This window comes from Janibacter sp. RAF52, assembly GCF_052114035.1.
In the GTDB taxonomy this organism is placed as follows: Bacteria; Actinomycetota; Actinomycetes; order Actinomycetales; family Dermatophilaceae; genus Janibacter; species Janibacter hoylei.
On sequence record NZ_JBFRDY010000002.1, the window covers coordinates 1 to 24,115 of the forward strand.

Genomic DNA, 24,115 nt, shown 5'->3' on the forward strand with positions numbered 1-24,115 from the left:
CGCCCACAGAGCCTGACTCGTCGAACACCGCCACGACCCGCGCGATAACCGCCGGCGTGACCACAACAGGCGAGCGTCTTCCCCTCGAAACGACCATGGTCCTCGCAACTCCTCAGATCGAGGTGTTGCGAGGACCATGTGAACCGAAGCCCCGGCGCCACCCCCTTCGTTGTCACTCCGTGACCCACGTCATGGGCACGCCGCCCAGCAGACGTCCAGCCCACACCCAGACAACGGGCGCACACTCGAAGGGTGAGCACGCACACCACCTCTGCCGAGACGACCCCCCACCTGCTCGTCGTCGAGGACGAGCCCAACATCCGCGAGCTGCTCGCGACCTCCCTGCGCTTCGCGGGTTTCGAGGTCGAGGTCGCGGGCGACGGGGAGAGCGCCATCGACGCCGTGCACCGCATGGAGCCCGACCTCATCGTCCTCGACGTCATGCTCCCCGACATCGACGGCTTCGAGGTCGCCTCTCGCCTGCGGGCCACCGAGCGGCACCAGCCGATCCTCTTCCTCACCGCCCGCGACTCGCTCGACGACAAGATCAAGGGCCTGACCGTCGGGGGCGACGACTACGTCACCAAGCCCTTCTCCCTCGAAGAAGTCATCGCGCGCATCCGCGTCATCCTGCGACGCACCCAGGACGCGCCCTCCGCCGACGCCGTCCTGCAGTTCGCCGACCTCGAGCTCGACGACGAGGCCCACGAGGTGCGCCGCGCCGGCCGCTCGATCGACGTCTCGCCCACGGAGTTCAAGCTCCTGCGCTACCTCATGCTCAATCCCAACCGCGTGCTGTCCAAGGCGCAGATCCTCGACCACGTGTGGGACTACGACTTCCGCGGCGAGATGGGCATCGTCGAGTCCTACATCTCCTACCTGCGCCGCAAGATCGACACCGAGGGGCTGCCCCCGCTCATCCACACCAAGCGCGGCTTCGGCTACGTGCTGCGCCTGCCCCCGGAGTGAGTCGCCGATGAGCCTGGAGCGGGTCACCGCCCCCGTCGTCCGCAAGCTCGAGGCGATGCCGCTCACCTGGCGGCTCGTCACCATCCTGCTCGTCCTGCTGCTCGCGGCACTGATGGCGACCTCGCTGGCGACCGCGTGGCTCGTCCAGCGCGACCTCAAGGCCAATGTCGACGACCAGCTGCGAGCCGTCGCCGTCCCCATCGCCGAGGACACCTCCGCCGTGACGATCGGAGGGGAGAGCAACGACGACTTCTACAGCCAGGACCTGCGCACCGGCCCGACCAACTTCTTCTTCGTGCGTCAGCCCGCCGACGGCTCCGCCTGGCAGTACCGCTTCCCGACCGGGGAGGCCTCCCGGCCCGACGTGCCCGTGCTCAGCCTCGACGACCCCCGGGTCCGCAGCGGGCAGCCCTTCACCGTCTCCTCCATCGACGGCACGACCCGGTGGCGCTTCATCGCCGGCCACTACACGACCCCCGACAACTCGACCTTCGCCGTCGGCATGCCGATGACGGGGGTCAACAAGATCATCAGCCGCTTCGCCATCGTCACGACGAGCCTCGGCCTGGCCGCCCTCGTCACCTGCGGCGTCCTCGGCTGGTTCGCCACCCGCCGGGCCTTCCGCCCCCTTCGTCGCATCGAGGACACCGCCGCCGGCATCGCGGCCGGCGACCTGACGCGACGGGTGCCGGTCCGCCACAGCCACGACGAGGTCGCGAGCCTCAGCGACTCGCTCAACGCGATGCTCGGTCAGGTCGAGCGCAGCTTCGCCCTCCAGGAGGCGTCCGAGACGCGGATGCGGCAGTTCGTCGCTGACGCCAGCCACGAGCTGCGCACCCCGCTGGCGACCGTCCGCGGCTACGCCGAGCTCTACCGGCAGGGGGCCGTGCAGGGCCCCGAGCACACGGCCCAGGCGATGGATCGCATCGAGGGCGAGGCCTCCCGCATGACCGGGCTGGTCGACGACCTGCTGCTGCTCGCCCGCCTCGACGACCAACGCCCCCTCGAGCTCACCGACGTCGACCTCGTCGTCCTCGCCGCCGAGACCGTGCACGACGCCCGTGCCCGGGCCCCGCACCGCCGGGTCCAGCTCGTCGGTCTCGACGGCGAGTTGAGCCCCGTCGTGCTGCGCGGCGACGACAGCCGACTGCGTCAGGTGCTGAGCAACCTCATCGGCAACGCCCTCATGCACACGGCCGACGACGTGCTCGTCGAGGTGCGCACCGGGCAGGTCGGCGACCGGGCGGTCGTCGAGGTCCGCGACCACGGTGCGGGCATCGAACCCGACGTCGCCGAGCGGGTCTTCGAGCGCTTCTTCCGGGTCGACAAGGCGCGCTCCCGGGCACGCGGGGGCAGCGGCCTCGGCCTGGCCATCGTCGCGGCGATCGTCGGGCAGCACCAGGGCCGGGTCCGGGTCCTCGAGACACCCGGAGGCGGAGCGACCTTCCGCGTCGAGCTGCCCGGGACGCCCCCCGAGCGCCCCGCCCACGTGTGATCGTCACAGCCAGCTGACAGGCAACACCGAGCCGGGCCCGAAGTTGACGGAGCAGTGTGGGTCACACAGCCTCGACAAGGAGCACCCGATGGACCACCCGACTGCGCCGTACCCGACCTATGCGACCGCCCTGTCGACGCCTCCCCCGCCGCGCCTGCGCCGGCACCGGGGTCGGCGCATCGGGGAGATGACCGCCGTCGGTCTGCTCTCCGCTGCCCTGGCCTCCGGCGGCACGTGGGGCGTCATCTCCCTCACCGACCCCGGCCCGACCGGTACCACGTCGGCGGCAAGCAGCACCGCGGTCGGCTCCGGTGCGAGCGTCGTGCCGGTGAGCAGCGCCGCCAAGACCAACCCGGACTGGAATGCCGTGACCGCGGCCGTCTCCCCGAGCGTCGTGTCGATCACCGTCGAGGGCAACGGCTCCGGCGGCCAGGGCTCTGGGGTCGCCATCGACGACTCCGGCCACGTGCTCACCAACCACCACGTCGTGAGCGGCGCCGGCGACGACGCCAAGATCACCGTGACCCTCTCCGACGGCAAGACCTATGCCGCGACGATCGCCGGCGAGGACGCGTCGACCGACCTGGCCGTCGTCAGCCTCACCGACCCTCCGGACGACCTGCGCCCGATCACCATCGGCTCGTCGCAGCAGCTGCAGGTCGGTGACCCCGTCATGGCGGTGGGCAACCCGCTCGGCCTCTCCGGGACCGTGACCACCGGCATCGTCAGCGCCCTCGACCGACCGGTGACGACGAGCTCGGCCGACGAGCAGGAGCAGCAGGGCTCTCCCTTCGGCCCGCAGCAGCAGTCCGGCTCCACGCCCGTGGTGACCTCCGCGATCCAGACCTCGGCGGCCGTCAACCCCGGCAACTCCGGCGGGGCCCTCGTCGACGCCGCCGGCCGCCTCGTCGGCATCAACTCCTCGATCGCCACCCTCGGCGGGTCCGAGGGGCAGTCGGGGAGCATCGGCATCGGCTTCGCCATCCCCGTCGACGAGGCCCAGTGGATCGCCGAGCAGCTCATCGAGGACGGCACGGCACAGCACGCCTTCCTCGGCGTCACCCCGACGGACGGCACGGCCACCGTCGGGTCGGCCACCCGGTCCGGCGCCGAGATCCGCAGCGTGACCTCGGGCAGCCCGGCCGAGGACGCCGGTCTGCGCGAGGGCGACCTCGTCGTCGGGGTCGACGACAGCCCGGTCACCTCGGCCGAGTCGCTCGTCGGGCTCGTCCACGCCCGTCGCATCGACACCCAGGTGGAGCTGACCGTCGTCCGCGACGGCCGGGAGGAGCAGGTCACCGCCACCCTCGGCACCGCCCCGACCGCCCAGGGCTGAGCAGGCTCAGCCGACTCACAGGTCGATGCCAGCGGCGTCCAAGACGGGTGTCGCAGGATGGTCCCAGGAGCACAGGACAAGGGAAGCAACGGTCACGATCGTCTCCTCCCCCGACGTGGACACCGACTTCCTCCGGCTCCCACAGGGGTGCTACCCCCGCCTTCGGGTGTGGCGTCTGAAGGCGGCGCTGAGTAGCCGAACTCATGCCCCCGGTGTGCTGATCCCAGCACACTGGGGGCATGAGCACGTCAGGAGCCCCCGCCGACCGGGTCCGCGCGATCGAGGACGACTTCGCCGACGCGATGACCCGGATGTACCGCGTCGGCAACGACCTCGCCCGGCTGCGCGCCAGCCTCGTCGCCGAGGCCGAGACCCCGGCCGAGTGGACACCCGTCGCAGCGCCCACCCCCGCACCCGCCGCAGCGCGCACCGCCGCACCCGCCGCAGCGCCCACCCCTGCACCCGTCGCCGCGCCCACCCCTGCACCCGTCGCCGCGCCCGCCCCGGCCCCAGCGCCGTCGCCGGCAGCCGCTCCGGGTGTCGTCACCCCGCCGCCGACCGCTCCCTCCGCGCCGCCCGCGGAGCCCCCGACCGCGGCCCTGCCGCCCACCGAGCCGTGGTGGCAGCGCGACGGCGTCGTCGCCAGGCTGCTCGCCGTCGTCGGCACCGGCATCACCCTCATCGGCGTCGCCTTCCTGCTCGCCCTCGCCATCCAGATGGGCTTCTTCGGCCCCCTCGCCCGCGTCATCAGCGGCGCGATCCTGGCCGCCGCACTCGTCAGCGCGGCCGTCCTCGTGCGGCGGCGACCCTCGGGCACCATCGGTGCCCTCGGGCTGGCCGCCACCGGATTCGCCACCGCCTACCTCGACGTCCTCGCCGTGACCTACGTCTACGCCTGGGTGCCCCTCCCGGTCGGGATGGCCCTCGCCGGCGCCATCGCCCTCGGCGGTGTCCTGCTCGCCCGGGCCTGGGAGAGCGAGCTGCTCGCCGTCGTCGCCGTCCTCGGGGTCGCGCTCATGGCTCCCTTCGTCGGCATCTCGCACGGTCTGCTCACCGGCGCCTTCCTCGTCGTCCTCGCCGCCGCCACGTGGCCGGCGCAGGTCGGGCGGAGCTGGTACGCCCTCGAGGTCGCACGGGTCGTGCCCGCGGCGCTCTTCCTCATGGTGCTCGCCGGATTCCACGAGCGGACCGGCATCGCCGCGACGCTCGCCGTCGTCCTCGCCGTGCTCCTCACCGCCACCGCGGCACTCGGGGCGACGGTGCGCCGGCTGCCCGAGCAGCTCGGCATCCTCCTACCGGTGGCGATCGCCCCGGCCGCCGTCGCCGCGCTCGCCGTCGACGACCGGTGGGGCGGAGCCGGGCTCTTCGTCGTCATCACCTGCCTGCTCGTCATCGTCGCCGTCCTCGCCGACCACGGCCCGCAGACACCGTGGTATTTGCGCCAGCCGGAGATCGCCCTGGTGACCGCCGGCGTCACCTCCCTCGGTGCCGCCCTGCGGGCGGGCGACGGGCAGGGGTGGACCCCCGTCATCGCCGTCGCGGTCGCGCTCGGCTGGGCCGTGGCTGCTCTCTTCCTGCGGCACCAGACCACGCTGGTCGTCGCCCTGGCCTTCGCCGCCTTGTCCCTCCTCGGCGGCATCACGCTCCTGCCCTACGTGCTCGGTCGAGGTCTGGCCGGCGACGTCGACGCCCAGCACCTCATCGCCGCGGGCGGCCTCCTCGTCCTCTACGCCGTGCTCGCCCGCGCGACCACGACGACGCTGCCGATGCTGGCGCCCGCCCTGCCCCGGGTCCTCGTCGCGCTCAGCCTCGCCTGGGCCGGAGGGGTCGTGGTCCTCGCCGGCGCACTGCTCGGGCAGCTCCTCGACGACGCACGGGGCGGCTTCATGGGCGGCCAGGCCGGCGCGACCGTCATCTGGATGGGTGTCGCCGCCGTGCTCCTCCTGCGCGGGCTGCGCGGCTCGAGCATCGCGATCCCGGCGGGCCTGACCCTCGTCGCCGTGAGCGTCGCCAAGCTGCTGCTCTTCGACCTGTCCTTCCTCTCCGGCATCGCCCGGGTGCTGTGTTTCATCGTCGCCGGCCTGCTCCTGCTCGGCATGGGCGCCGGCTATGCGCAGGCCCTCGAGCGCACCCGCCGCGAGAAGCGTCCGCCGGCCGGTCCTGTGGAAAACCCGACGGCCGCCGGGCCACTTCCTCCTACGGTCTGAAGGACACCGGGCCACACGGGCCCGGCACCGGACGAAGGGGAACGAGCATGGCCACTTTCACCGTCGACACCGACCAGGTGGCGAGCAGCGCGAGCGATGTCGCCCGCATCTCGGAGGACGTCGAGACGACCGTCGCGAGCATGATGACGCGGCTGATCTCGCTCCAGAACGACTGGCAGGGTGACGCCTCGACGTCCTTCCAGGACCTCATCAACGACTGGCGTGCGACCCAGCGCACCGTCAAGGAGAGCCTCGACGAGATCGGTCGGGCATTGCACGACGCCGGCCGGACCTACGACACCTCGGAGACCTCGGTCAAGAGCTCGATGCAGCCGGGTCGCTGACGAGACGCGCAGGGGCGGTGACCGGGTGGTCACCGCCCCTGCGCCCTCCGCGGGTCACTCCGTGGAGATCGCCTCGAGCACGTCCATCCGCGAGGCCCGGCGTGCTGGGAGCAGCGCCGCCAGGACACCGATGACACCGGCGAGGCCGACGAAGACCGCCATCTGCCCCCACGGGATCGCCAGCTCGGTGATGCCGTCGTCGACGAGGGCCCGCTGGATCGCGACACCCGCGACGACACCGAGGACGATGCCGAGCAGCGCCCCGAGGAGCGCGATGGTCACCGACTCCAGGGTGATCATGCGCCGCAGCTGACGACGGGAGAGCCCGACCGCCCGCAGCAGCCCGACCTCACGGGTGCGCTCCATGACCGACAGGCCCAGGGTGTTGACGATGCCGAGCACCGCGATGACGATCGCCAGGCCGAGCAGGGCGTAGATGAGGTAGAGCAGCTGGTTGATGCTCGAGCGCTGCTCATCGGCGTAGCCCGCCTGGTCCTTGAGGGTGACGAGCGGCTGCCTGTCGGTGATCGCCTCGATGTCCGCCTCGACCGCTGCCCTGTCGACGCCGCCGTCGACGAAGATGAAGGCCCAGTTGTCGGCCGCCGCACCGTTCATCGCGTCGACCGTCTCGACCGACATGAGCACGTCCGGCGAGCCGATCGTGCGCAGCTCGTCGTAGAAGCCGACGACCTCCAGGTCCTTGGTCTCGGACCCCATGGTCACGGTGACGGTGTCGCCGACCTTGCGGCCCCCTTCGTGCTTGGTCGACAGGACGACCGCGTCGGGGCCGATGTCCGCCGTACCGGACGTCGTCTCGATCTGCTCGACGTCGCCGAAGGACGCCGGGTCGATCGCCGTGACGAAGAGTTGCCCGCCGTCGACTTGGGCGCTGCTGAAGCGCACCGGCGAGACCTCGCGCACCCCGTCGACCTCGGCGACCTGCTCGGCGATCTTCGACGAGAAGGGCTGCCCCACCGCATTGCTCAGGATGTAGTCGGCGCGGAAGGTCTCCTCGATCTGCTGGTCGACGCTCGCCGTGGTGCTCGAGGCGACGACACCCATGAGCGCGACGAGGGTCATGCCGATCATCAGCGCCGAGGCCGTCGCCGCGGTGCGCCCGGGGCTGCGCACGGAGTTTTGCTCCGCCATCCGCCCGACCGTTCCGAAGAGGCGCCGGTAGACCCACCCGAGCCCGGAGATCACCGGCCGACCGACGAAGGGGGCGAGGAAGGCCGTGCCGAGGACGAGACCGACGATGCCGCCACCGATCCACCACAGCTGCCGTGTGTCGGCGACGAAGAGCCCGTAGAGGAAGGCGAGGGCGCCGACGGCGAGTACGGCGACCTCGAGCCCGTGGCGGACCGGGTGGTGGCCGGTGCCGGAGTCGATCGAGTCCCGCATCGCCGCCACCGGTGGCACCGAGCCGGCCCGACGGGCCGGCACCCACGCAGCGAGCATCGTGACGACGATGCCGACCGCGTAGGCGGCGATGACGGTGCGCGGGGTGAAGACCAGGCCGCTGCCCGACAGGTCGAGACCGATCGTCGCGAAGAGCGCCTTGATGCCCAGCGCGAGGACGACCCCCAGGGCCAGGCCGAGGGTCGCGCCGACGACGCCGATGATGAAGGCCTCGAGCAGCACCCCCCGGACGATCTGCCGGCGCGAGGCACCGATGGCCCGCAGCAGCGCCAGCTCGCGGCCTCGCTGGGCGACGATGATGCTGAAGGTGTTGATGATGAGGAAGGAGCCGACGAAGAGGGCGATGCCGGCGAAGACCAGCAGGAAGGTCGTGATGAAGCCGAGCGCCTGCTGCACGTCGTTCTGGTTTTCCTCGGCGAGCCCCTCACCGGTCCACCCCTTGAAGCCCTCGGGGACGAGGGGCTCGACCTGCGAGAGCAGCTCGTCCTGGCTCACGCCGTCCTTGGCCGTCACCCACACGGAGGAGTAGTCGTCCTTGCCGTCCATGAAGTACTTCTGCATGGACTTCGTGTCGAAGACGACGACCGAGGCGCCGGCCATCCCCCCTTCGCCGAAGGTCAACGTGCCGACGAGCTCGGCCTCGATCTCGGGGGTGTCGCCGGTCGTCACGAGGGTGATGTCGTCGCCCACCTCGTAGCCGGCACGCTCGGCGGTCACGGTGTCGACCATGACCTCGCCCTGGCGCTCGGGGACGCGGCCGGCATCGGTGACGAGTGGCTCCTCGCCGAGCTGGTTGGGCGCGTCGGTGTAGTTGAAGGACAGCGCGGGCGCGCCCTGCCCGCCGACGACCTTGCCGTTCTTGCCGACGACGAAGACGCCCATGGCGTCGATCGACCCGTCGGCACGCTCGGCGCCGGGCAGCTGGCCGAACTTCTCGACGTCGGCGGCGGACATCCGGCCGCCGCCCGTGCCGCCGTACTCGTCGGTCTGCTCCGGCTGGACGACGACGTCACCGACGGTGCCGTCCATGATCCCGTCGAAGGTCCGCGAGAGGGTGTCGGTGAAGATCAGCGAACCGGCGACGAAGGCCGTCCCGAGGACGATCGCCATCGCGCTCATCAGCAGGCGCGCCTTGCGCGCCAGCAGACTCTTGAAGGTGGCCTTGAGCATCAGTGGGCCCCGCCGGTCAGGGCGACCATCCGCTCGAGGACGCTCTCGCGGTCGGGCTCGTAGAGCTCGTCGACGATGCGACCGTCGGCGAGGAAGAGCACCCGGTCGGTGTGGCTCGCCGCCACCGGGTCGTGGGTGACCATGACGATCGTCTGGTCGAACTCGTCGACGCTGCGTCGCAGGAAGCCGAGCACCTCGGCGCCCGACGTCGAGTCGAGGTTGCCGGTGGGCTCGTCGGCGAAGATGATCGCCGGCTTCGACACGAGGGCCCGGGCGCAGGCGACCCGCTGCTGCTGGCCGCCCGAGAGCTCCGTGGGCCGGTGACCGAGCCGGTCACGCAGGCCGACCTTACCGATGACGAAGTCGAACCACAGGGGGTCGACCTTGCGCCCGGCGATCGCCAGGGGCAGGAGGATGTTTTCCTCGGCGGTCAGCGTGGGGATGAGGTTGAAGGCCTGGAAGATGAACCCGATCCGGTCGCGGCGCAGCCGGGTGAGGTCCTTTTCCTTGAGCCGGGTGATGTCGGTGTCCCCGATGAGGGCGCGGCCGCTGCTCGCGGCGTCCAGGCCGGCGAGGCAGTGCATGAGCGTGGACTTGCCGGAGCCGGAGGGCCCCATGATCGCGGTGAACTGCCCGGCACCGATGTCGAGGTCGATGCCGTCGAGGGCGGCGACGCTCGCCTCGCCCCTGCCGTAGACCTTGGTCAGGCCGTGCGTGCTCGCGGCCACCTGAGTGCTCATGCGCGTCTCCCCGTGCTGGATGTGGTGTCGCGCCAAATCTAGGTGCACCTCAGGCGCCGGGTCACTGGGGTTTACCCCCGACGGCCTCCTCGGGGGTGCACCCAGCCGCTGGCTGCAGGGAGCCTCAGACGGTGACCTCGGAGACGACCCGCAGCCGCGGCCGGTCGTCATCACCGTCGACGACGTCGCCCGTGACCCAGCGCAGGGTGAGGTGCCCGTCGTGCACCTCGGCGACGGCGAGGTTGTTGTCGAACCACGGCCCCTGCGTGAGCTGCCACGGGTAGCGCAGCGGCGGGACCCCCTTCGTCCTGGCGGCGAGCCAGCGCATCGGACGGACGAGCCCCTTGGCACTCTGCGACACGAGCATCCGGATCCCGCGCGGCATCGGGTTGCGGATCGGGCTGCACACCGCCTGGACGATCGAGCTGCGTGCGCCGTGCGCGGCACCGTCGGTCACCTCGGCGACGTAGGAGTGGTGGACGTCGCCGGAGAGGAAGGTGATCGTCGCGGGTGGGCGGCCGCGCTCGCCACGGGCGACCGACATGACGAGCTCGAAGACCTCGACGAAGCCGGAGCTGAAGGCACCCCAGTGCTCGAGGTCGACGGCCTGCCGGACCACCTCGGTGGCGCGACGGACCGGCCGTGACCGGCCCGGCCCGGCGAGGGCCTCGCTGATCGCCTCCGCGTCGTGCAGCCCCGGCGGCAGGAGGAAGGGCAGGGAGGTCCCGATGAAGAGGTGGTCCAGGTCGCCGGTCAGCTGCTCGCCGAGCCAGGCCAGCTCGTCGTCGTCGAGCATCGCGCGGCGCTCGGGCTCGAGGACCCGGGCGGCACGTGAGTCGAGCATGACCAGTCGGGAGCCGCCGAGCGCCCGGGTGTAGCTCCAGCGGTAGCGCTCCGGGTGCCGGTCCACCTGCTCGGCCAGGGCACGAAGGGGGCCGGTCAGGTCGACCTCGCCGGGAGCGGCCCCCTCGAGCCGACGCCAGATCTCGTCGCGGGCGAGCTCCTCGGGCGCGAGGTTGCCGATGTGCTGGTGGACCCAGTAGCTCGTCAGGCCAGCGACGAGCCGCTCGTGCCACCACGGGGTCTGGTTGATCTCCTCGTGCCAGGCCCACGAGGTGTTCCAGTCGTCGCGGATGTCGTGGTCGTCGAAGATCATCGCGCTCGGCACGACCGACAGGACCCACCGGATCGCCGGGTCGCTCCACGCGAGCTCGTAGAGGTGCGCGTACTCGGCGTAGTCCTTGATCTCCTCGCCCGGCGGCTCGTCGAGGCTGCGCCGCGAGGCGATGAAGTCACGCATCTGCGGGCTCGTCTCGTCGGCGTAGACCTGGTCACCGAGGAGGGCGAGGACGTCGGGTCGTGGGGACTCCCCCTGAGCCAGGGACAGGGCGAAGGTGCGCAGCGCGTCGACGCCGTGGCTCGCGTGGTGCTCCGCGTCGTGCGGGACGCTCGTGCGGCAGCTGCCGAAGGCGAGCAGCGTCGCACGCGTGTGGTCCAGCGTCGCGATGCTCGAGGACGGCAGGTCGGAGCCGGCCGGCGGCCACACCAGCTCGTCGTCGACGCTCACCGTGTAGTCGTAGGTGCGGCCGGGCTCGAGGTCGTCGAGTAGGACGAGGGCGTAGTGGTGGCCCTCCACGACGAAGCTCGCGGCGTGCCACGCGCGGCCGTCTGCCGCGACGGTCACCCGCGCGGGGCCGGCGGTCTCCACCCAGACGGAGGCGTCGTGCTCACCGACGAAGCGCAGGAGGGGACCGAGGACGAGCGGAGACGTGGCGGTCATCCGCTCATCGTCTCGCCCGTGGCTGTGAGTCGGCTGGCCGGGGGTGCGTCAGCTCACCCCTTGCGACGCCGCAGGGCGATGATCAGGAGGACGAGCGGGGCGAGCGCCGCGGCGATCTGGGGACCGTAAGCCCGCAGCAGCACCGGAAGGGCGGTCGCCCCGAGGTCGATCGCGTCATCGGACGAGCTCGCCGGGCGCGCGGCCGGCGAGGACACGGCCGGTGAGCTCGCGGCGGGAGCCGCAGCGGATGCGGGAGCCGTGGCCCCCGGCGTCGTGGTCGACCGGGTCGGCGTCTGCGCCGGCGATGTGGCCTCCGCCTCCTCCTCACCCGTCGGCTCCGGGGTGGCCTCGGGGGCGGCGAAGCGGCCCGCCAGGCAGTCGACGAACTGCCCGAGGAGCTTGTCGGAGACGTCCTGCATCACGCCACGGCCGAACTGCGCGGGCTTGCCCGTGATGTTGAGGTCGGTGACCACGTCCACCTTGGTGCTCGCCGCACCCTCGGGGGCCATCGTCACGACGACGTCGGCGCCCGCGGTGCCGTTGCCCCGCTTGTCCTTGCCCTTGGCGGCGATGCCCATCCGGTGAGCGGCCTCGTCCTTGTCGACGAAGTCGCCGCTGCCCTTGTACACGAGCGCGATCGGACCGAGCTTGACCTTGACCGTGCCCTCGAAGGAGTCGGCGTCGGCGTGGGTCACCTGGGCACCGGGGAAGCACCCGGCGACGGACTCGATGTCGTTGAGCGCGGTCCAGGTCTCGTCGATGCCGGCGGGAACGGTGAAACTGTGGGTCAGTTGCACGAGGGTCCTCTCATCCTGCGGCCGCGAGCACGGCACGCCTCGTCAGTACGGTGGCCAGGTGCCGGCGGTAGTCGGCATCGCCGTTGAGGTCCGACGGCGGCTCGGTGCCCTCGCCGGCCAGTTCGCAGGCCGCCCGCACGCCCTCGGCCGTCGGCTGGTTCCCGACGAGCGCGGCCTCGACTGCGCTGGCTCGGACGGGGGTCGCGCCCATGTTGGTCAGGCCGACCCGTGCCTCGGCGATCGCGCCATCCTCGACCCGCACCTGCGCGGCGACCGCGACGATGGGCCACTGGTGGGCGACCCGCACGAACTTCTCGTAGTGCGAGCCCCACCCGTCGTAGGTGGGCACCCTGACGGCGGTGAGCAGCTCGTCCTCGCCGACCGCGGTCTCGAAGAGGCCATGGAAGAAGTCGGCCGCGGGGACGACCCGCCGGCCTGACGCTCCGGTGATGACGAGCTCGGCGTCCATGGCGAGCACAGGTGCCCCGCAGTCGCCGGCGGGGTCGGCGTGGACCAAGGCCCCGCCGAGGGTGCCCCGGTGGCGGATCTGCGCGTCGGCGACCTCGCTGATCGCCTGGTGCAGGAGTCGACAGCGTCCACTCACCCGATCGTCGGCGAGGATCTCGTGGTACGGCGTCATGGCCCCGATGGTGAGCGTCCGACCGTCGTCGCTGATGCCGCGCAGCTCGGGGATCCGACCGATGTCGATGATCATCTCGGGGGCGTTGAGCCGCATCCGCAGGACCGGGAGCAGGGACTGCCCGCCGGCGAGCACCTTGGCGTCGTCGCCATGCTCGCCGAGCAGCCCGAGCGCCTCCTCCACCGACGTCGGTGCCGCGTAGTCGAACTTCGCCGGGATCATCGGACCTCTCCTTCCGTGCTCATCGCCGGTCCCGTGGGTCCGTCGGCGCCTGCCATCCGGTCGGTCTGCCCCTGGTCACCAGTCGCCTCGTCGAAGTGGGGCGCCGCGGCCCCGGTCGTGTCCTCGCCACCGGACCCGGACCGGATCGCCTGCCACACCCGCTCGGGGGTGCACGGCATCTGCACGTCGTCGACGCCGAAGATGCGCAGCGCATCGACGACACCGTTGACGATGCAGGGGGTCGAGGCGATCGTTCCCGCCTCACCCACTCCCTTGGTCCCGAGCGTGTTGCCCGTCGCCGCCGTCGTGGTGGTCGCGGTGTCGAAGCTGATGGTGTCGGCCGCGGTCGGGACGAGGTAGTCGACGAAACTGCCGCTCACGAGCGTGCCGGAGTCGTCGTAGACGGCCTCCTCCCACAGCGCCTGCGAGATGCCCTGGACGAGTCCGCCGTGGATCTGGCCCTCGACGATGAGCGGATTGATCACCTGCCCGACATCGTCGACGCAGGTGTACTTGCGCAGCCTGACCTCCCCTGTCTCGGTATCGATCTCGATGGCACTCAGGTGGGTGCCGTGCGGGTAGTTGAAGTTCACCGGGTCAAAGGTGGCCTCCGCGTCGATGCCCGGTTCGATGTCGTCCGGGTAGTCGTGCGAGGCGAAGGCCGCGGCCGCGATGTCGGTGATCCCCACGGACTGGTCCGTGCCCGCGACACCGAAACGACCGGCCGTGAACTCGAGATCGTCGGGGTTGGCCTCGAGCACGTGCGCCGCGTAGCGCCGCGCCTTGTCGATGACCTTGTCCGCGGCACGGACCACGGCCTCGCCGCCGACGACGAGCGAGCGCGAGCCGTAGGTGTCGAGTCCCTTGTGCGAGATCTGGGTGTCGCCGTGCAGGATCTCGACGTCCTCGAAGGGGACACCCAGCCGGTCGGCGACGATCTGGCTGAAGGCCGTCTCGTGCCCCTGACCGTGCGGGCTCACGCCGACGACGACCTCGACCTTGCCCGTCGCGAGCATGCGCACGCTCGCGTGCTCCCAGCCACCCGCGCCGTAGTCGAGGCTGCCGAGGACACGGCTGGGCGCGAGACCGCACATCTCGGTGAAGGTCGAGATGCCGATGCCCAGTTGCACGGGGTCCTTGGACTCGCGCCGACGACGCTGCTCCTCGCGCAGCTCGTCGTAGCCGAACATCTGCTTGGCCAGGTCCGTGGCGGCCTCGTAGTTGCCGGAGTCGTACTCGAGACCGGCAACGGAGGTGAAGGGGAACTCCTCGTGGGTGATCCAGTTGCGCTCGCGCACCACGAGCGGGTCCTCACCGAGCTCGTGTGCCAGCTCGTCCATGATCCGCTCGATCCCGAAGGTGGCCTCGGGGCGACCGGCACCCCGGTAGGCATCGGTCCAGGCCTTGTTGGTGAGGACCGACTGCATCGAGAAGTGGTAGGCCGGGAACTTGTAGATGGCGTTGAACATGAAGGCGCCCAGGACGGGAACGCCGCCGCCGATGAGGGCGACGTAGGAGCCGAGGTCCGCGAGCAGGTCGACCTTGAGCCCGGTGACCTTGCCCTGCTTGTCGGCGGCGAGCGTCAGCCGCTGCCACTGGTCACGCCCGTGGTGGGCCGCCATGAGCGACTCCGAGCGGGTCTCGGTGTACTTGACGGGCCGGCCCAGCTGGCGGGCCACCCACCAGGCCAGCCACTCCTCCGGCGTCACCTGCAGCTTGCCGCCGAAGCCGCCGCCGACGTCCGGGGCGATGACCCGGATCTTCGACTCCGGGACGCCGGTCGTGGCCGCGAGCGCGAAGCGCACGATGTGCGGGATCTGGGTCGCCGTCCACATCGTCAGCTGCTCGCCGGTCGGGTCGACGACGACGGAGCGCGGCTCCATGAAGGCGGGGATGAGTCGCTGCTGGCGGTACTCGCGCTCGATGACGATGCCGTCCTGGCGTGCGGCGGCAATGGCCTTCTCGACGTCACCCCCGGTGCCGGCCTCGGCGGAGTCGAAGGTCCACAGGGCCGACTTGTTGGTGCCGAGGTCGGGATGCGCGAGGACGGTGTCCTCCGCCGCCTCCTTGAGGTCGAGGGCGGCGGGCAGCTCCTCGTAGTCGACGTCGATCAGCTCAGCGGCGTCGCGCGCCTCCGCGGCGCTGCGGGCAACGACGAGGGCGACGATCTCCCCGGCGAAGGTCACCCGGTCGGCCGGCATCGGCGGGTGCACCGGAGTCACCTGGTCCGGACTGACCGGCCACGCGTTGATGAGGACGCCGACCGATTCGTCGAGGTCGGCGCCGGAGTAGACGGCGACGACATTGGTCGCGCTGGCCGCCTCGCTCGTGTCGACCGACGTGATCCGGGCGTGCGCGAAGGGGCTGCGGACCATCGCCATGTGCAGCATGCCCGGCAGCACGATGTTGTCGGTCCAGCGGGTGCGACCGGTGATGAGCCGCTGGTCCTCCTTGCGACGGCGGTCGCGGCCGATCTCGGTGGTGGCGGGCCGCTCGGTGACCTCCGCGGTCATGACGCACCCCCAGCGGCACCGGCGGAGGCGGCGGCCGAGGCACTCGCCGCGGTCTGCACCGCGCGGACGATGTTGTGGTAGCCGGTGCACCGGCAGAGGTTGCCCTCGAGCCCCAGGCGGATCTCCTCCTCCGAGGGATCGGGGTTGTCGCGCAGCAGGTCGGCGGACTGCATGATCATGCCGGGGGTGCAGTAGCCGCACTGGAGGGCATGGCACTCGTGGAAGGCCGCCTGCACCGGATGCAGCTCGCCATCCGTGGCCATGCCTTCGATGGTCGTCACCTCGCAGCCATCTGCCTGGACGGCGAGGACGTTGCAGGACTTCACGCTCCTGCCGTCGAGGTGGACGGTGCACGCTCCGCAGTTGGAGGTGTCGCACCCCACCACCGTGCCGGTCTTGCCGAGGGTCTCGCGCAGGTAGTGCACGAGCAGCATCCGGGGTTCGACGTCGTCCGCCACGCGGGCGCCGTCGACGACGAGCTCGATCTTGGCCATGGGGCGCTCCTGATCTCGATCACGACAGTGTGATCTGGCTCATGCTAGCCATGACCGTGCCGGAGGTCACCCCTTCGCGTGAGGATTCATCCCTCGCTCGAGTGGTGGATCCGCCCTTGGCGCTCGGCCAGCGGTCGACCGGAGCCGCCCCACCGCTCGGCGACGAACTCGGCCGCGATGCTGATGGCGGTCTCCTCGGGCGTGCGGGCCCCGAGGTCGAGCCCGATCGGGCTGCGCAGCCGGTCGAGCTCCGCCGAGCTGACCCCCACCGCGCGCAGCCGCTCCTGACGGTCCTCGTGCGTGCGACGCGAGCCCATGGCACCGACGTACCCGACCTCGGGCAGGCGCAGGGCCACCTCGAGGAGCGGCACGTCGAACTTCGGGTCGTGGGTGAGCACGGTGATGACCGTGCGCCCGTCGATCCGCCCGGCCTCCTGCTCAGCTGCCAGGTAGCGGTGCGGCCAGTCGACGACCACCTCGTCGGCCGCCGGGAAGCGGCTGTGCGTCGCGAAGACCGGCCGGGCATCGCACACGCTGACGCGGTACCCGAGGAAAGAGCCCACGCGGGCGACGGCGGCCGCGAAGTCGATGGCGCCGAAGACGAGCATGCGCGGCGGCGGAGCGAAGGCCCACACGAAGACCCGCATACCCTCCCCGCGGCGCTGCCCGTCGGCGCCGTAGCCGAGGGTGGCGTTGTGACCGAGCGCGAGCTGGCCGAGCGCGTCGTCACGGACGGCGGCGTCGACCCGCGCGGAGCCGAGGGTGCCGGTCGGCTCCTGATCGGGGCGCACGAGCATCCGCCGCCCGAGCCAGGTGGGGTCCGGGTGCTCGATGACCGTGGCGACCGCCACCGGACGGCCGTCCCGGATGTCGGCGGCCACCTCGCCGAGCTCGGGGAAGGTCTTGCGGTTCATCTGCTCGACCCACACGTCGAGGACCCCGCCGCAGGTCAGGCCGACGGCCATCGCGTCGTCGTCGGAGACGCCGTACCGCTGGAGGGCCGGGGTGCCCGACTCGAGCACCTCCTGGGCCAGCTCGTAGACCGCACCCTCGACGCACCCGCCGGAGACCGAGCCGACAGCGGTGCCGTCGGGCCCGACGAGCATCGAGGCGCCGGGCGGCCGCGGTGCGGATCGGAAGGTCGCGACGACGGTCCCGACCCCGACGGAGTGTCCCTGCTCCCACCAGTCCAGGAGCTCGGTGAGCGCCTCACGCATCGGCCAACACCTCCAGCAGGTCCTCGAACGCCCGCAGTGAGTGTCCTGCGACGAAGGCGTCGATGTGGGGCAGCGCGGCGACGATGCCCACCTGCACCGGACGGTACCCCTCCTTGCCGCGGTGGGGATTGACCCAGACCAGCAGGTGGGACATCCGGCGCAGCCTGGCCAGCTGGTCGGCGAGCTCAATGCCGTCGCCGCGCTCCCAGCCGTCGCTCACGACGACCACGACGGCGCCGCGGGCCAGGTGCCGGGTTTGCTCCCTCGTGAGGAAGACCCGCAGCACCTCACCGAGCCGCGTCCCGCCGGACCAGTCCGGTACCCGGTCACCCACGCGCACGAGCGCCCGCTCGGGGTCACGGGTGCGCAGGGCCTCGGTGACACGAGTGAGGCGTGTGCCGAGCGTGAAGACCTCGACGTCTCCTGCCGTGCCACCGGGCCGGGGCGCCCGCACGATGCCGTGGGCCAGCCGCAGCAGCGCGTCGGCGTAGGGTCGCATCGACCCCGAGACGTCGACGAGCAGCACGACCCGGCGGGTGCGCGGCCCTCGCCGCCGGTGGTGGATCCGGCTCGGCTCCCCCATCTGGCGCAGCATCGAGCGAAGGGTGGTCCGCACGTCGATCTCCCCCCGGACCCACGTGGTCCGTCGGGTCCCGCGACGCACCGGCAGCCGCGGCCGCAGGCCCGCGATCATCCCGTCGAGCACGGCCTTGTCCCGCGGACCCATCGCCGCCACGTCGCGGGAGCGGAGGACCTCGACCTCGCTCGCGGCCACGTGCAGTGCGTCAGCCTCCCCTTCCCCGTCGTCGGCACCGTCGTCCTCGGGCAAGGGGGAGACGAGCGCGCTCTGCTCCTCCCTGTCGACCCGCCAGGGCAGGTCGTCGCGCCCGGCGAACCACTCGGCGTACACCTGCTCGAAGCGCAGGAGGTCCTCCGGGCCGGCGCACAGCGTGGCCCGGCCCGCCCGACGCACGTGCTCGAGGTCGCCGACCCCGACGACCGATGCCGCTTCGAGGAAGGTCGCGGCCCGGTCGTGGGTCACCCCGACCCCGGCGGCCCTGGCCGCGTGGGCGAGCGCGAGGAGGATCTCGTCGACCTCGCCGGCGTGCGGGGGTGCCGTCATCGGGCGAGCACCCGGTCCAGTGCCTGCCTCACCCGCTCGGCGTCCTCGCGGTACTTGATGACGGCCCCGAGCGTGCGGGCGGCGGTCTCGAGGTCGAGCTCCGGCGACCCGAGACGCTGCAGGGCAGCGACCCAGTCGAGGGTCTCGGCGACACCCGGGGGCTTGACGAGGTCCTCGGTCCGCAGTCGCTGGACGGCGGTGACGACCTGGTGGGCCAGCGTCTCGCTGACGCCGGGGAGGCGGCTGCGGACGATCGCCACCTCGCGCTCCAGGCCCGGGTGGTCGATCCAGTGGTAGAGGCAGCGCCGCTTGAGTGCGTCGTGCAGGTCCCGGGTGCGGTTCGACGTGAGGATGACGGTCGGCGGCACGGCGGCCCGAACCGTCCCGAGCTCGGGGATGCTCACCGTCCAGCCCGAGAGCACCTCGAGCAGGAAGGCCTCGAACTCGTCGTCCGCCCGGTCGATCTCGTCGACGAGGAGCACGACCGGGCTGGTGCGCAGCGCCCGCAACACCGGGCGCTCCAGGAGGTAGCGCTCGTCGAAGAGTGAGCTCTCCGCCTCGCTCGGGTCGAGCTCGCCGCTGGCGGCGACCGCTTCGAGGGTGCGCAGGTGGAGGATCTGCCGCGGGAAGTCCCAGTCGTAGAGGGCCTGGGAGGCGTCGAGCCCCTCGTAGCACTGCAGCCGGATGAGGGGGGTCCCCTCGAGCTCGGCGAGGGCCTCGGCGAGGGCGGTCTTGCCCGTGCCGGGGGCTCCTTCGAGCAGCAGGGGGCGCTGCATCTCCCGCGCGAGGAAGGCCACCGTGGCCAAGTCCTCGTCGGCGAGGTAACCCGTGGCACCCAGCCGGTCCGCCAGCTCCTGCGGTGACGTCATGCAGGAAGGGTACGCCGAAGGGCGGTTCCCCGATCCGGGGGAACCGCCCTTCGTGCGTGGTGCAGGAGTGGGCTCAGAAGCCCATGCCCCCCATGCCACCCATGTCGTCGCCACCGGGCATGGCCGGAGCGGCCTTCTCCGGCTTGTCGGCGACGACGGCCTCGGTGGTGAGGAAGAGCGCCGCGATGGAGGCGGCGTTCTGCAGCGCGCTGCGGGTGACCTTGGCCGGGTCGATGATGCCCTGGGCGATCATGTCGACGTACTCGCCGGTCGCCGCGTTGAGGCCCTCACCCGCGGGGAGGTTCTCGACCTTCTCGGTCACGACGCCGCCGTTGAGGCCGGCGTTGGTCGCGATCTGCTTGAGCGGGGCACCCGCCGCGACGCGCACGATGTTGGCGCCGGTCGCCTCGTCACCCTCGAGGGTGAGCTTGTCGAAGGCGGCCTTGGTCGCCTGCAGGAGCGCGACGCCACCACCGGCGACGATGCCCTCCTCGACGGCAGCCTTGGCGTTGCGCACGGCGTCCTCGATGCGGTGCTTGCGCTCCTTGAGCTCCACCTCGGTGGCCGCACCCGCGCGGATGACGGCGACGCCGCCGGCGAGCTTGGCGAGGCGCTCCTGGAGCTTCTCGCGGTCGTAGTCCGAGTCGGAGTTGCTGATCTCGGCCTTGATCTGGTTGACGCGACCGGCGATCTGGTCCTGGTCGCCAGCACCCTCGACGATGGTCGTCTCGTCCTTGGTGACGACGACCTTGCGCGCACGACCGAGCAGGTCGAGCTCGGCGGTGTCGAGCGAGAGGCCGACCTCCTCGGAGATGACCTGGCCACCGGTGAGGATGGCGATGTCGGCGAGCATGGCCTTGCGGCGGTCACCGAAGCCCGGAGCCTTGACGGCGACGGACTTGAAGGTGCCCTTGAGCTTGTTGACGACGAGCGTCGACAGGGCCTCGCCCTCGACGTCCTCGGCGATGATGAGCAGCGGCTTGCCGGCCTGCATGACCTTCTCGAGGAGGGGCAGCAGGTCCTTGATCGAGCCGATCTTGGAGTTGGCGATGAGGACGTAGGGGTCCTCGAGCACGGTCTCCATGCGCTCGGTGTCGGTGACGAAGTAGCCGGAGATGTAACCCTTGTCGAAGCGCATGCCCTCGGTGAGCTCGAGCTCGAGCCCGAAGGTGTTGCTCTCCTCGACGGTGATGACGCCTTCCTTGCCGACCTTGTCCATGGCCTCGGCGATCTTGGCGCCGATCTCCTGGTCAGCAGCGGAGATGGAGGCCGTGGCAGCGATCTGCTCCTTGGTCTCGATCTCCTTGGCCATCGCGAGCAGCTCGTCGGACACCGCAGCGGTGGCCTTCTCGATGCCGCGCTTGAGGGCCATGGGGTTGGCGCCGGCCGCGACATTGCGCAGCCCCTCGCGGACGAGGGCCTGGGCGAGGACGGTGGCCGTCGTCGTGCCGTCACCGGCGACGTCGTCGGTCTTCTTCGCGACCTCCTTGACGAGCTCGGCCCCGATCTTCTCGTAGGGGTCGTCGAGCTCGATCTCCTTGGCGATGGACACGCCGTCGTTGGTGATCGTGGGGGCGCCCCACTTCTTCTCCAGGACGACGTTGCGGCCCTTGGGGCCGAGGGTGACCTTGACGGCGTCGGCGAGGGTGTTCATGCCCCGCTCGAGGCCGCGACGGGCCTCCTCGTCAAAAGCAATGAGCTTTGCCATTCGGGTGGTTCCTCCACGCGAATCGAAGGGTGCGACCGGGGGTGCCCGCGACGGACGGAGAGCGACCACCCGGCTCACGTCACCGTGCGATCGCGCCCCTCACCTGACCGGTCAGGACTGTCACTCTCACGAGGAGAGTGCTAACGCCATTATTGGCACTCTCCTCCGTCGAGTGCAAACGAGGCCGGCCCGGGCCGCCGCCTCGGCCTCAGACCGCCGGGTGGTGGTGCTCGAAGCTCGCCCTCATGGCTCCGTCGACGTCGGAGGAGATCGGGTCGTCGAGGTCCGCGACGAAGACGGCGACGAGCTCTCGGGCCGGGTTGTCGCGGGCGGCGGCGAGCAGCCCCTGCCAGGCCGCGAGGTTGGGGTGCTCGAGCTGCTCGCAGGCCCGGGCCGGCGCGAGGGCCTCGACGGCGGCGGCGAGCTGGTCGGTCGACACGCCGAGGGTGGCGGTCGACCCGTCGTGCCGCAGCACCGTGGCGAGGACCACGGCCGCCAGGCCGTGGCGACCGCCGGGGAGGTTGACGTGCGGCAGCTCCCACTCCGGGTCGCTGCTGGCGGGCGAGATCGCCACGGCCCACGCGGTCGGCCGCGTCCAGCCGTCGACCTGTGCTGCCAGGTGGTCGGCGATCGCCGCCAGCCCGTCGGGGGTGCTCCAGTCGAGGTCGGTCATGGTCCCCACTGTGCCAACGAGTGGGCGGCTCCGGTACCCCCTGCGGACCGGAGCCGCCCACCTGCCCCTCCACCCCTGCACCGTGAGACGCGAGAGCACGACGGCGGGTTCGGCCCGGGCACGATCCGTGACGCTTCCGTGACCCTCGGGCGCCCGGTGCACGCACGAGGGCCCCGCCCGACCGGTGGTCGTGCGGGGCCCTCGTGGCGGCGTGCGCTCAGATCTCGATGCCGAGCCGCCGCGCGCTGCGGGTGCGCTGGCGCTGGTCGCGCAGGCGGCGCAGCCGCTTGATGAGCATGGGGTCCTCGGAGAGGGCGGCCGGGTTGTTGATGAGCCCGTTGAGCACCTGGTAGTAGCGGGTGGAGCTCATGTCGAAGAGCTCCTTGATCGCCTGCTCCTTGGAGCCGGCGTACTTCCACCACTGGCGCTCGAAGGCGAGGATCTCGCGGTCGCGGTCCGTGAGCGGGACCGAGGGGGTCGGCGCGGCGGTCTGGTCTGCGAGGTTCACGTCGAGCACTGTACCGGCGAAATCACACGCCTGTCATTACCTCGGCGTGTCGGCTGGACAGGCGGGGCGAAGGGGGTCACTCACGCCCCCTTAGCCCCACCCGTCACAGGCTCAGCCCATCGAGTCGAGGATGGCGACGATGTCGTCGGTCGTCGTCTGGGGGTTGACGATCGCGAAGCGCGCGAGGGTCTCGCCGTCGTGGTTGGTCGGCACGACGAAGGCGAACTCCTCGTCGAGGATGCGGTCGGACCAGGCCTGGTAGTCCGCGGCCGTCCAGCCCGTGCGCCGGAAGACGAGGACGGACAGGAAGCGCTCGCCGACGAGCTCGAAGCCCTCGCGGCGGGCGATCTCGGCCTCGGCGAAGGCGGCGACGGTCAGCGTCTTCTCGACCGAGTCGGTGTAGGCCTGCGTGCCGTGCGTGGCCAGGGAGAACCAGAAGGGCAGACCCCGGGCCCGTCGCGTCAGACCGACGGAGTAGTCGGTCGGGTTCCAGTCGGTCGCCTCGGTGAGCACGTCGAGGTAGCCCGCGTGCTGGGTGTGGGCCCGGCGCCCCGCCTCGGGGTCGCGGTAGAGCAGCGCGCAGCAGTCGAAGGGGGCGAAGAGCCACTTGTGCGGGTCGACGATGAAGGAGTCGCAGTGCTCGATGCCCGCGTACAGGTCGCGCACCGAGGGCGCGGCCAGACCGGCGCCACCGTAGGCGCCGTCGACGTGGAACCAGATGCCGAGCTCGCGGCACACCTCGGCCACGGAGGTCAGGTCGTCGATGATGCCGAAGTTCGTCGTGCCCGCCGTCGCGACGACGGCGAAGAAGGTCTCCGGCCCCTCGGCGAGGAGGACCTCGCGCAGCCGCTCGCCGGTGAGCCGACCCCGCTCGTCGGGCTCCACGGTGACGAGCTCGGCGTCCATGACGTCGCAGGCGGACTGGATCGACGAGTGGGCTCCGCGGGTGGTCGCGACCCGGAAGGGACGCTGACCGGCGGGTGCGGTGCGGCGCGCCTCGGCACGGGCTGCGACGAGGGCCGAGAGGTTGCCGATCGTGCCGCCGGGGACGAAGACGCCGCCCGCGGACTCGGGGAGGCCGACGAGGTCAGCGATCCACCGGAGCGCCTGGTTTTCGGCATAGACCGCGCCGGACCCCTCGAGCCAGGAGCCGGCGTAGATCGAGCTCGCGCCGACCACGAGGTCGAACATCGCGGCGGCCTCGGTGGGCGCGCACGGGATGAAGGAGAGGTAGCGCGGGTGGTCGACGGACAGGCAGGCGGGTGCGAGCACCTCGGCGAAGAGGTCCATCGCCGACTGCCCGCCGAGCCCCTCGGCGGTGATCGTCTGACCGGCACGCTCCTGCAGCTGCGCCGGCGTGAGGGGCCGGTCGAGCGGGACCGGGTCGAGCTCGAGGCGCTCCTTCGAGTAGTCGAGGACGATCCGAGCCAGCTCGGCCAGGGAGGTGTTGTCGTCAGCGAATCCGTGCACGGAGGCACTCTAGGGGCCAGCCGGCGCGGCGCGAGGCCCTCACGCGACGGCAGGGACACGCCCGAAGGTGCCCTCCCGGCAAACACTTCGGCAGCGCCGTCCACATGGTGTTAACCTTGTGTTCATCTTGAGCCGAGGAGGACCCATGATCACCATCCACGTGGACCACGTCATGACCAACATGGCCGCGGACCTGTGCGTCCGCTACCCCCAGGTCGCCTGCGAGCGCATCGAGGCCATGGTCGCGAGCGCCCGGGAGCGCATCGAGCCGACCAACCAGCACCCCGAGTTCCTCGCCCCGCTCGTCGAGCACGCCGTGAAGATCGAGTTGCACGAGCTCGCCGGCGCCCCGGTGCCGCCCACGAGCGCCACCTGCTGACGACCCCCGATCCACGAACCCCCCGGGCCCCTGCACCGGGGG

At 71.5% G+C, this 24,115-nt stretch carries 20 protein-coding genes; 6 read left to right on the plus strand and 14 right to left on the minus strand.

Features of this window, described 5'->3' with window-relative positions; all coding sequences use genetic code 11:
- Positions 1-252: 252 nt before the first annotated feature.
- From AB4Y78_RS02415 to AB4Y78_RS02435, 5 genes are all read left to right on the plus strand, one after another.
- Positions 253-969 carry a response regulator transcription factor gene (locus tag AB4Y78_RS02415; RefSeq protein WP_441713890.1) on the plus strand — a complete coding sequence of 239 codons (717 nt, stop codon included), beginning with the start codon at positions 253-255 and terminating at the stop codon, positions 967-969.
- A 7-nt stretch (positions 970-976) separates the two neighbouring features.
- Positions 977-2,464 (plus strand): sensor histidine kinase, encoded by a 1,488-nt coding sequence (locus AB4Y78_RS02420; protein WP_441713889.1) that lies wholly within the window; start codon positions 977-979, stop codon positions 2,462-2,464.
- 88 nt (positions 2,465-2,552) lie between these two features.
- A complete protein-coding gene (locus AB4Y78_RS02425; protein ID WP_441713888.1) occupies positions 2,553-3,800 on the plus strand; it encodes a S1C family serine protease in 1,248 nt (415 codons plus the stop codon).
- 239 nt (positions 3,801-4,039) lie between these two features.
- On the plus strand, positions 4,040-6,007 hold the full coding sequence (locus AB4Y78_RS02430; RefSeq protein WP_441713887.1) for a DUF2339 domain-containing protein: 1,968 nt from the start codon (positions 4,040-4,042) through the stop codon (positions 6,005-6,007).
- A gap of 47 nt (positions 6,008-6,054) precedes the next feature.
- Complete coding sequence (locus tag AB4Y78_RS02435; protein WP_007924757.1) at positions 6,055-6,351, plus strand: WXG100 family type VII secretion target; 297 nt, start codon at positions 6,055-6,057, stop codon at positions 6,349-6,351.
- Between the two features lie 54 nt (positions 6,352-6,405).
- On the opposite strand, the gene AB4Y78_RS02440 is transcribed toward AB4Y78_RS02435, so the two are convergent.
- From AB4Y78_RS02440 to AB4Y78_RS02505, 14 genes are all read right to left on the minus strand, one after another.
- The gene (locus AB4Y78_RS02440; RefSeq protein WP_441713886.1) at positions 6,406-8,940 is read right to left on the minus strand and encodes an ABC transporter permease; all 2,535 of its coding nucleotides are present in this window, start codon (positions 8,938-8,940) and stop codon (positions 6,406-6,408) included.
- Positions 8,940-9,680, minus strand: a complete 741-nt coding sequence (locus AB4Y78_RS02445) for an ABC transporter ATP-binding protein (protein ID WP_051987806.1) — start codon at positions 9,678-9,680, stop codon at positions 8,940-8,942. The genes AB4Y78_RS02440 and AB4Y78_RS02445 overlap by 1 nt, the downstream gene beginning before the upstream one ends.
- Positions 9,681-9,804: 124 nt before the next feature.
- Positions 9,805-11,460 carry an alkaline phosphatase D family protein gene (locus AB4Y78_RS02450; RefSeq protein WP_441713885.1) on the minus strand — a complete coding sequence of 552 codons (1,656 nt, stop codon included), beginning with the start codon at positions 11,458-11,460 and terminating at the stop codon, positions 9,805-9,807.
- Positions 11,461-11,513: 53 nt separating this feature from the next.
- Positions 11,514-12,257: an SRPBCC family protein gene (locus AB4Y78_RS02455; protein WP_441713884.1), complete on the minus strand. Its 744-nt coding sequence runs from the start codon at positions 12,255-12,257 to the stop codon at positions 11,514-11,516.
- A 10-nt stretch (positions 12,258-12,267) separates the two neighbouring features.
- Positions 12,268-13,119 (minus strand): FAD binding domain-containing protein, encoded by an 852-nt coding sequence (locus AB4Y78_RS02460; protein WP_259912042.1) that lies wholly within the window; start codon positions 13,117-13,119, stop codon positions 12,268-12,270.
- On the minus strand, positions 13,116-15,632 hold the full coding sequence (locus AB4Y78_RS02465) for a xanthine dehydrogenase family protein molybdopterin-binding subunit (protein WP_441713883.1): 2,517 nt from the start codon (positions 15,630-15,632) through the stop codon (positions 13,116-13,118). The genes AB4Y78_RS02460 and AB4Y78_RS02465 overlap by 4 nt, the downstream gene beginning before the upstream one ends.
- On the minus strand, positions 15,629-16,126 hold the full coding sequence (locus AB4Y78_RS02470; protein WP_441713882.1) for a (2Fe-2S)-binding protein: 498 nt from the start codon (positions 16,124-16,126) through the stop codon (positions 15,629-15,631). The genes AB4Y78_RS02465 and AB4Y78_RS02470 overlap by 4 nt, the downstream gene beginning before the upstream one ends.
- 86 nt (positions 16,127-16,212) lie before the next feature.
- Complete coding sequence (locus AB4Y78_RS02475) at positions 16,213-17,343, minus strand: XdhC family protein (RefSeq protein ID WP_441713881.1); 1,131 nt, start codon at positions 17,341-17,343, stop codon at positions 16,213-16,215.
- Positions 17,336-18,466 (minus strand): vWA domain-containing protein, encoded by a 1,131-nt coding sequence (locus AB4Y78_RS02480; protein WP_441713880.1) that lies wholly within the window; start codon positions 18,464-18,466, stop codon positions 17,336-17,338. The genes AB4Y78_RS02475 and AB4Y78_RS02480 overlap by 8 nt, the downstream gene beginning before the upstream one ends.
- A complete protein-coding gene (locus tag AB4Y78_RS02485) occupies positions 18,463-19,335 on the minus strand; it encodes an AAA family ATPase (RefSeq protein WP_007924775.1) in 873 nt (290 codons plus the stop codon). Before AB4Y78_RS02485 ends, AB4Y78_RS02480 begins: the two co-directional genes overlap by 4 nt.
- A gap of 73 nt (positions 19,336-19,408) precedes the next feature.
- Positions 19,409-21,043, minus strand: coding sequence for a chaperonin GroEL (gene groL / locus AB4Y78_RS02490; protein ID WP_007924776.1), 1,635 nt, complete (start codon positions 21,041-21,043; stop codon positions 19,409-19,411).
- Positions 21,044-21,251: 208 nt separating this feature from the next.
- Positions 21,252-21,716: a hypothetical protein gene (locus AB4Y78_RS02495; RefSeq protein ID WP_441713879.1), complete on the minus strand. Its 465-nt coding sequence runs from the start codon at positions 21,714-21,716 to the stop codon at positions 21,252-21,254.
- 217 nt (positions 21,717-21,933) lie between these two features.
- Positions 21,934-22,224, minus strand: a complete 291-nt coding sequence (locus tag AB4Y78_RS02500) for a DUF3263 domain-containing protein (RefSeq protein ID WP_128277277.1) — start codon at positions 22,222-22,224, stop codon at positions 21,934-21,936.
- A gap of 111 nt (positions 22,225-22,335) precedes the next feature.
- Complete coding sequence (locus AB4Y78_RS02505) at positions 22,336-23,694, minus strand: pyridoxal phosphate-dependent decarboxylase family protein (protein WP_007924779.1); 1,359 nt, start codon at positions 23,692-23,694, stop codon at positions 22,336-22,338.
- A gap of 145 nt (positions 23,695-23,839) precedes the next feature.
- Between AB4Y78_RS02505 and AB4Y78_RS02510 the strand changes: the two genes are divergently transcribed.
- Positions 23,840-24,073 (plus strand): three-helix bundle dimerization domain-containing protein, encoded by a 234-nt coding sequence (locus tag AB4Y78_RS02510; protein WP_007924780.1) that lies wholly within the window; start codon positions 23,840-23,842, stop codon positions 24,071-24,073.
- Positions 24,074-24,115: the final 42 nt, after the last annotated feature.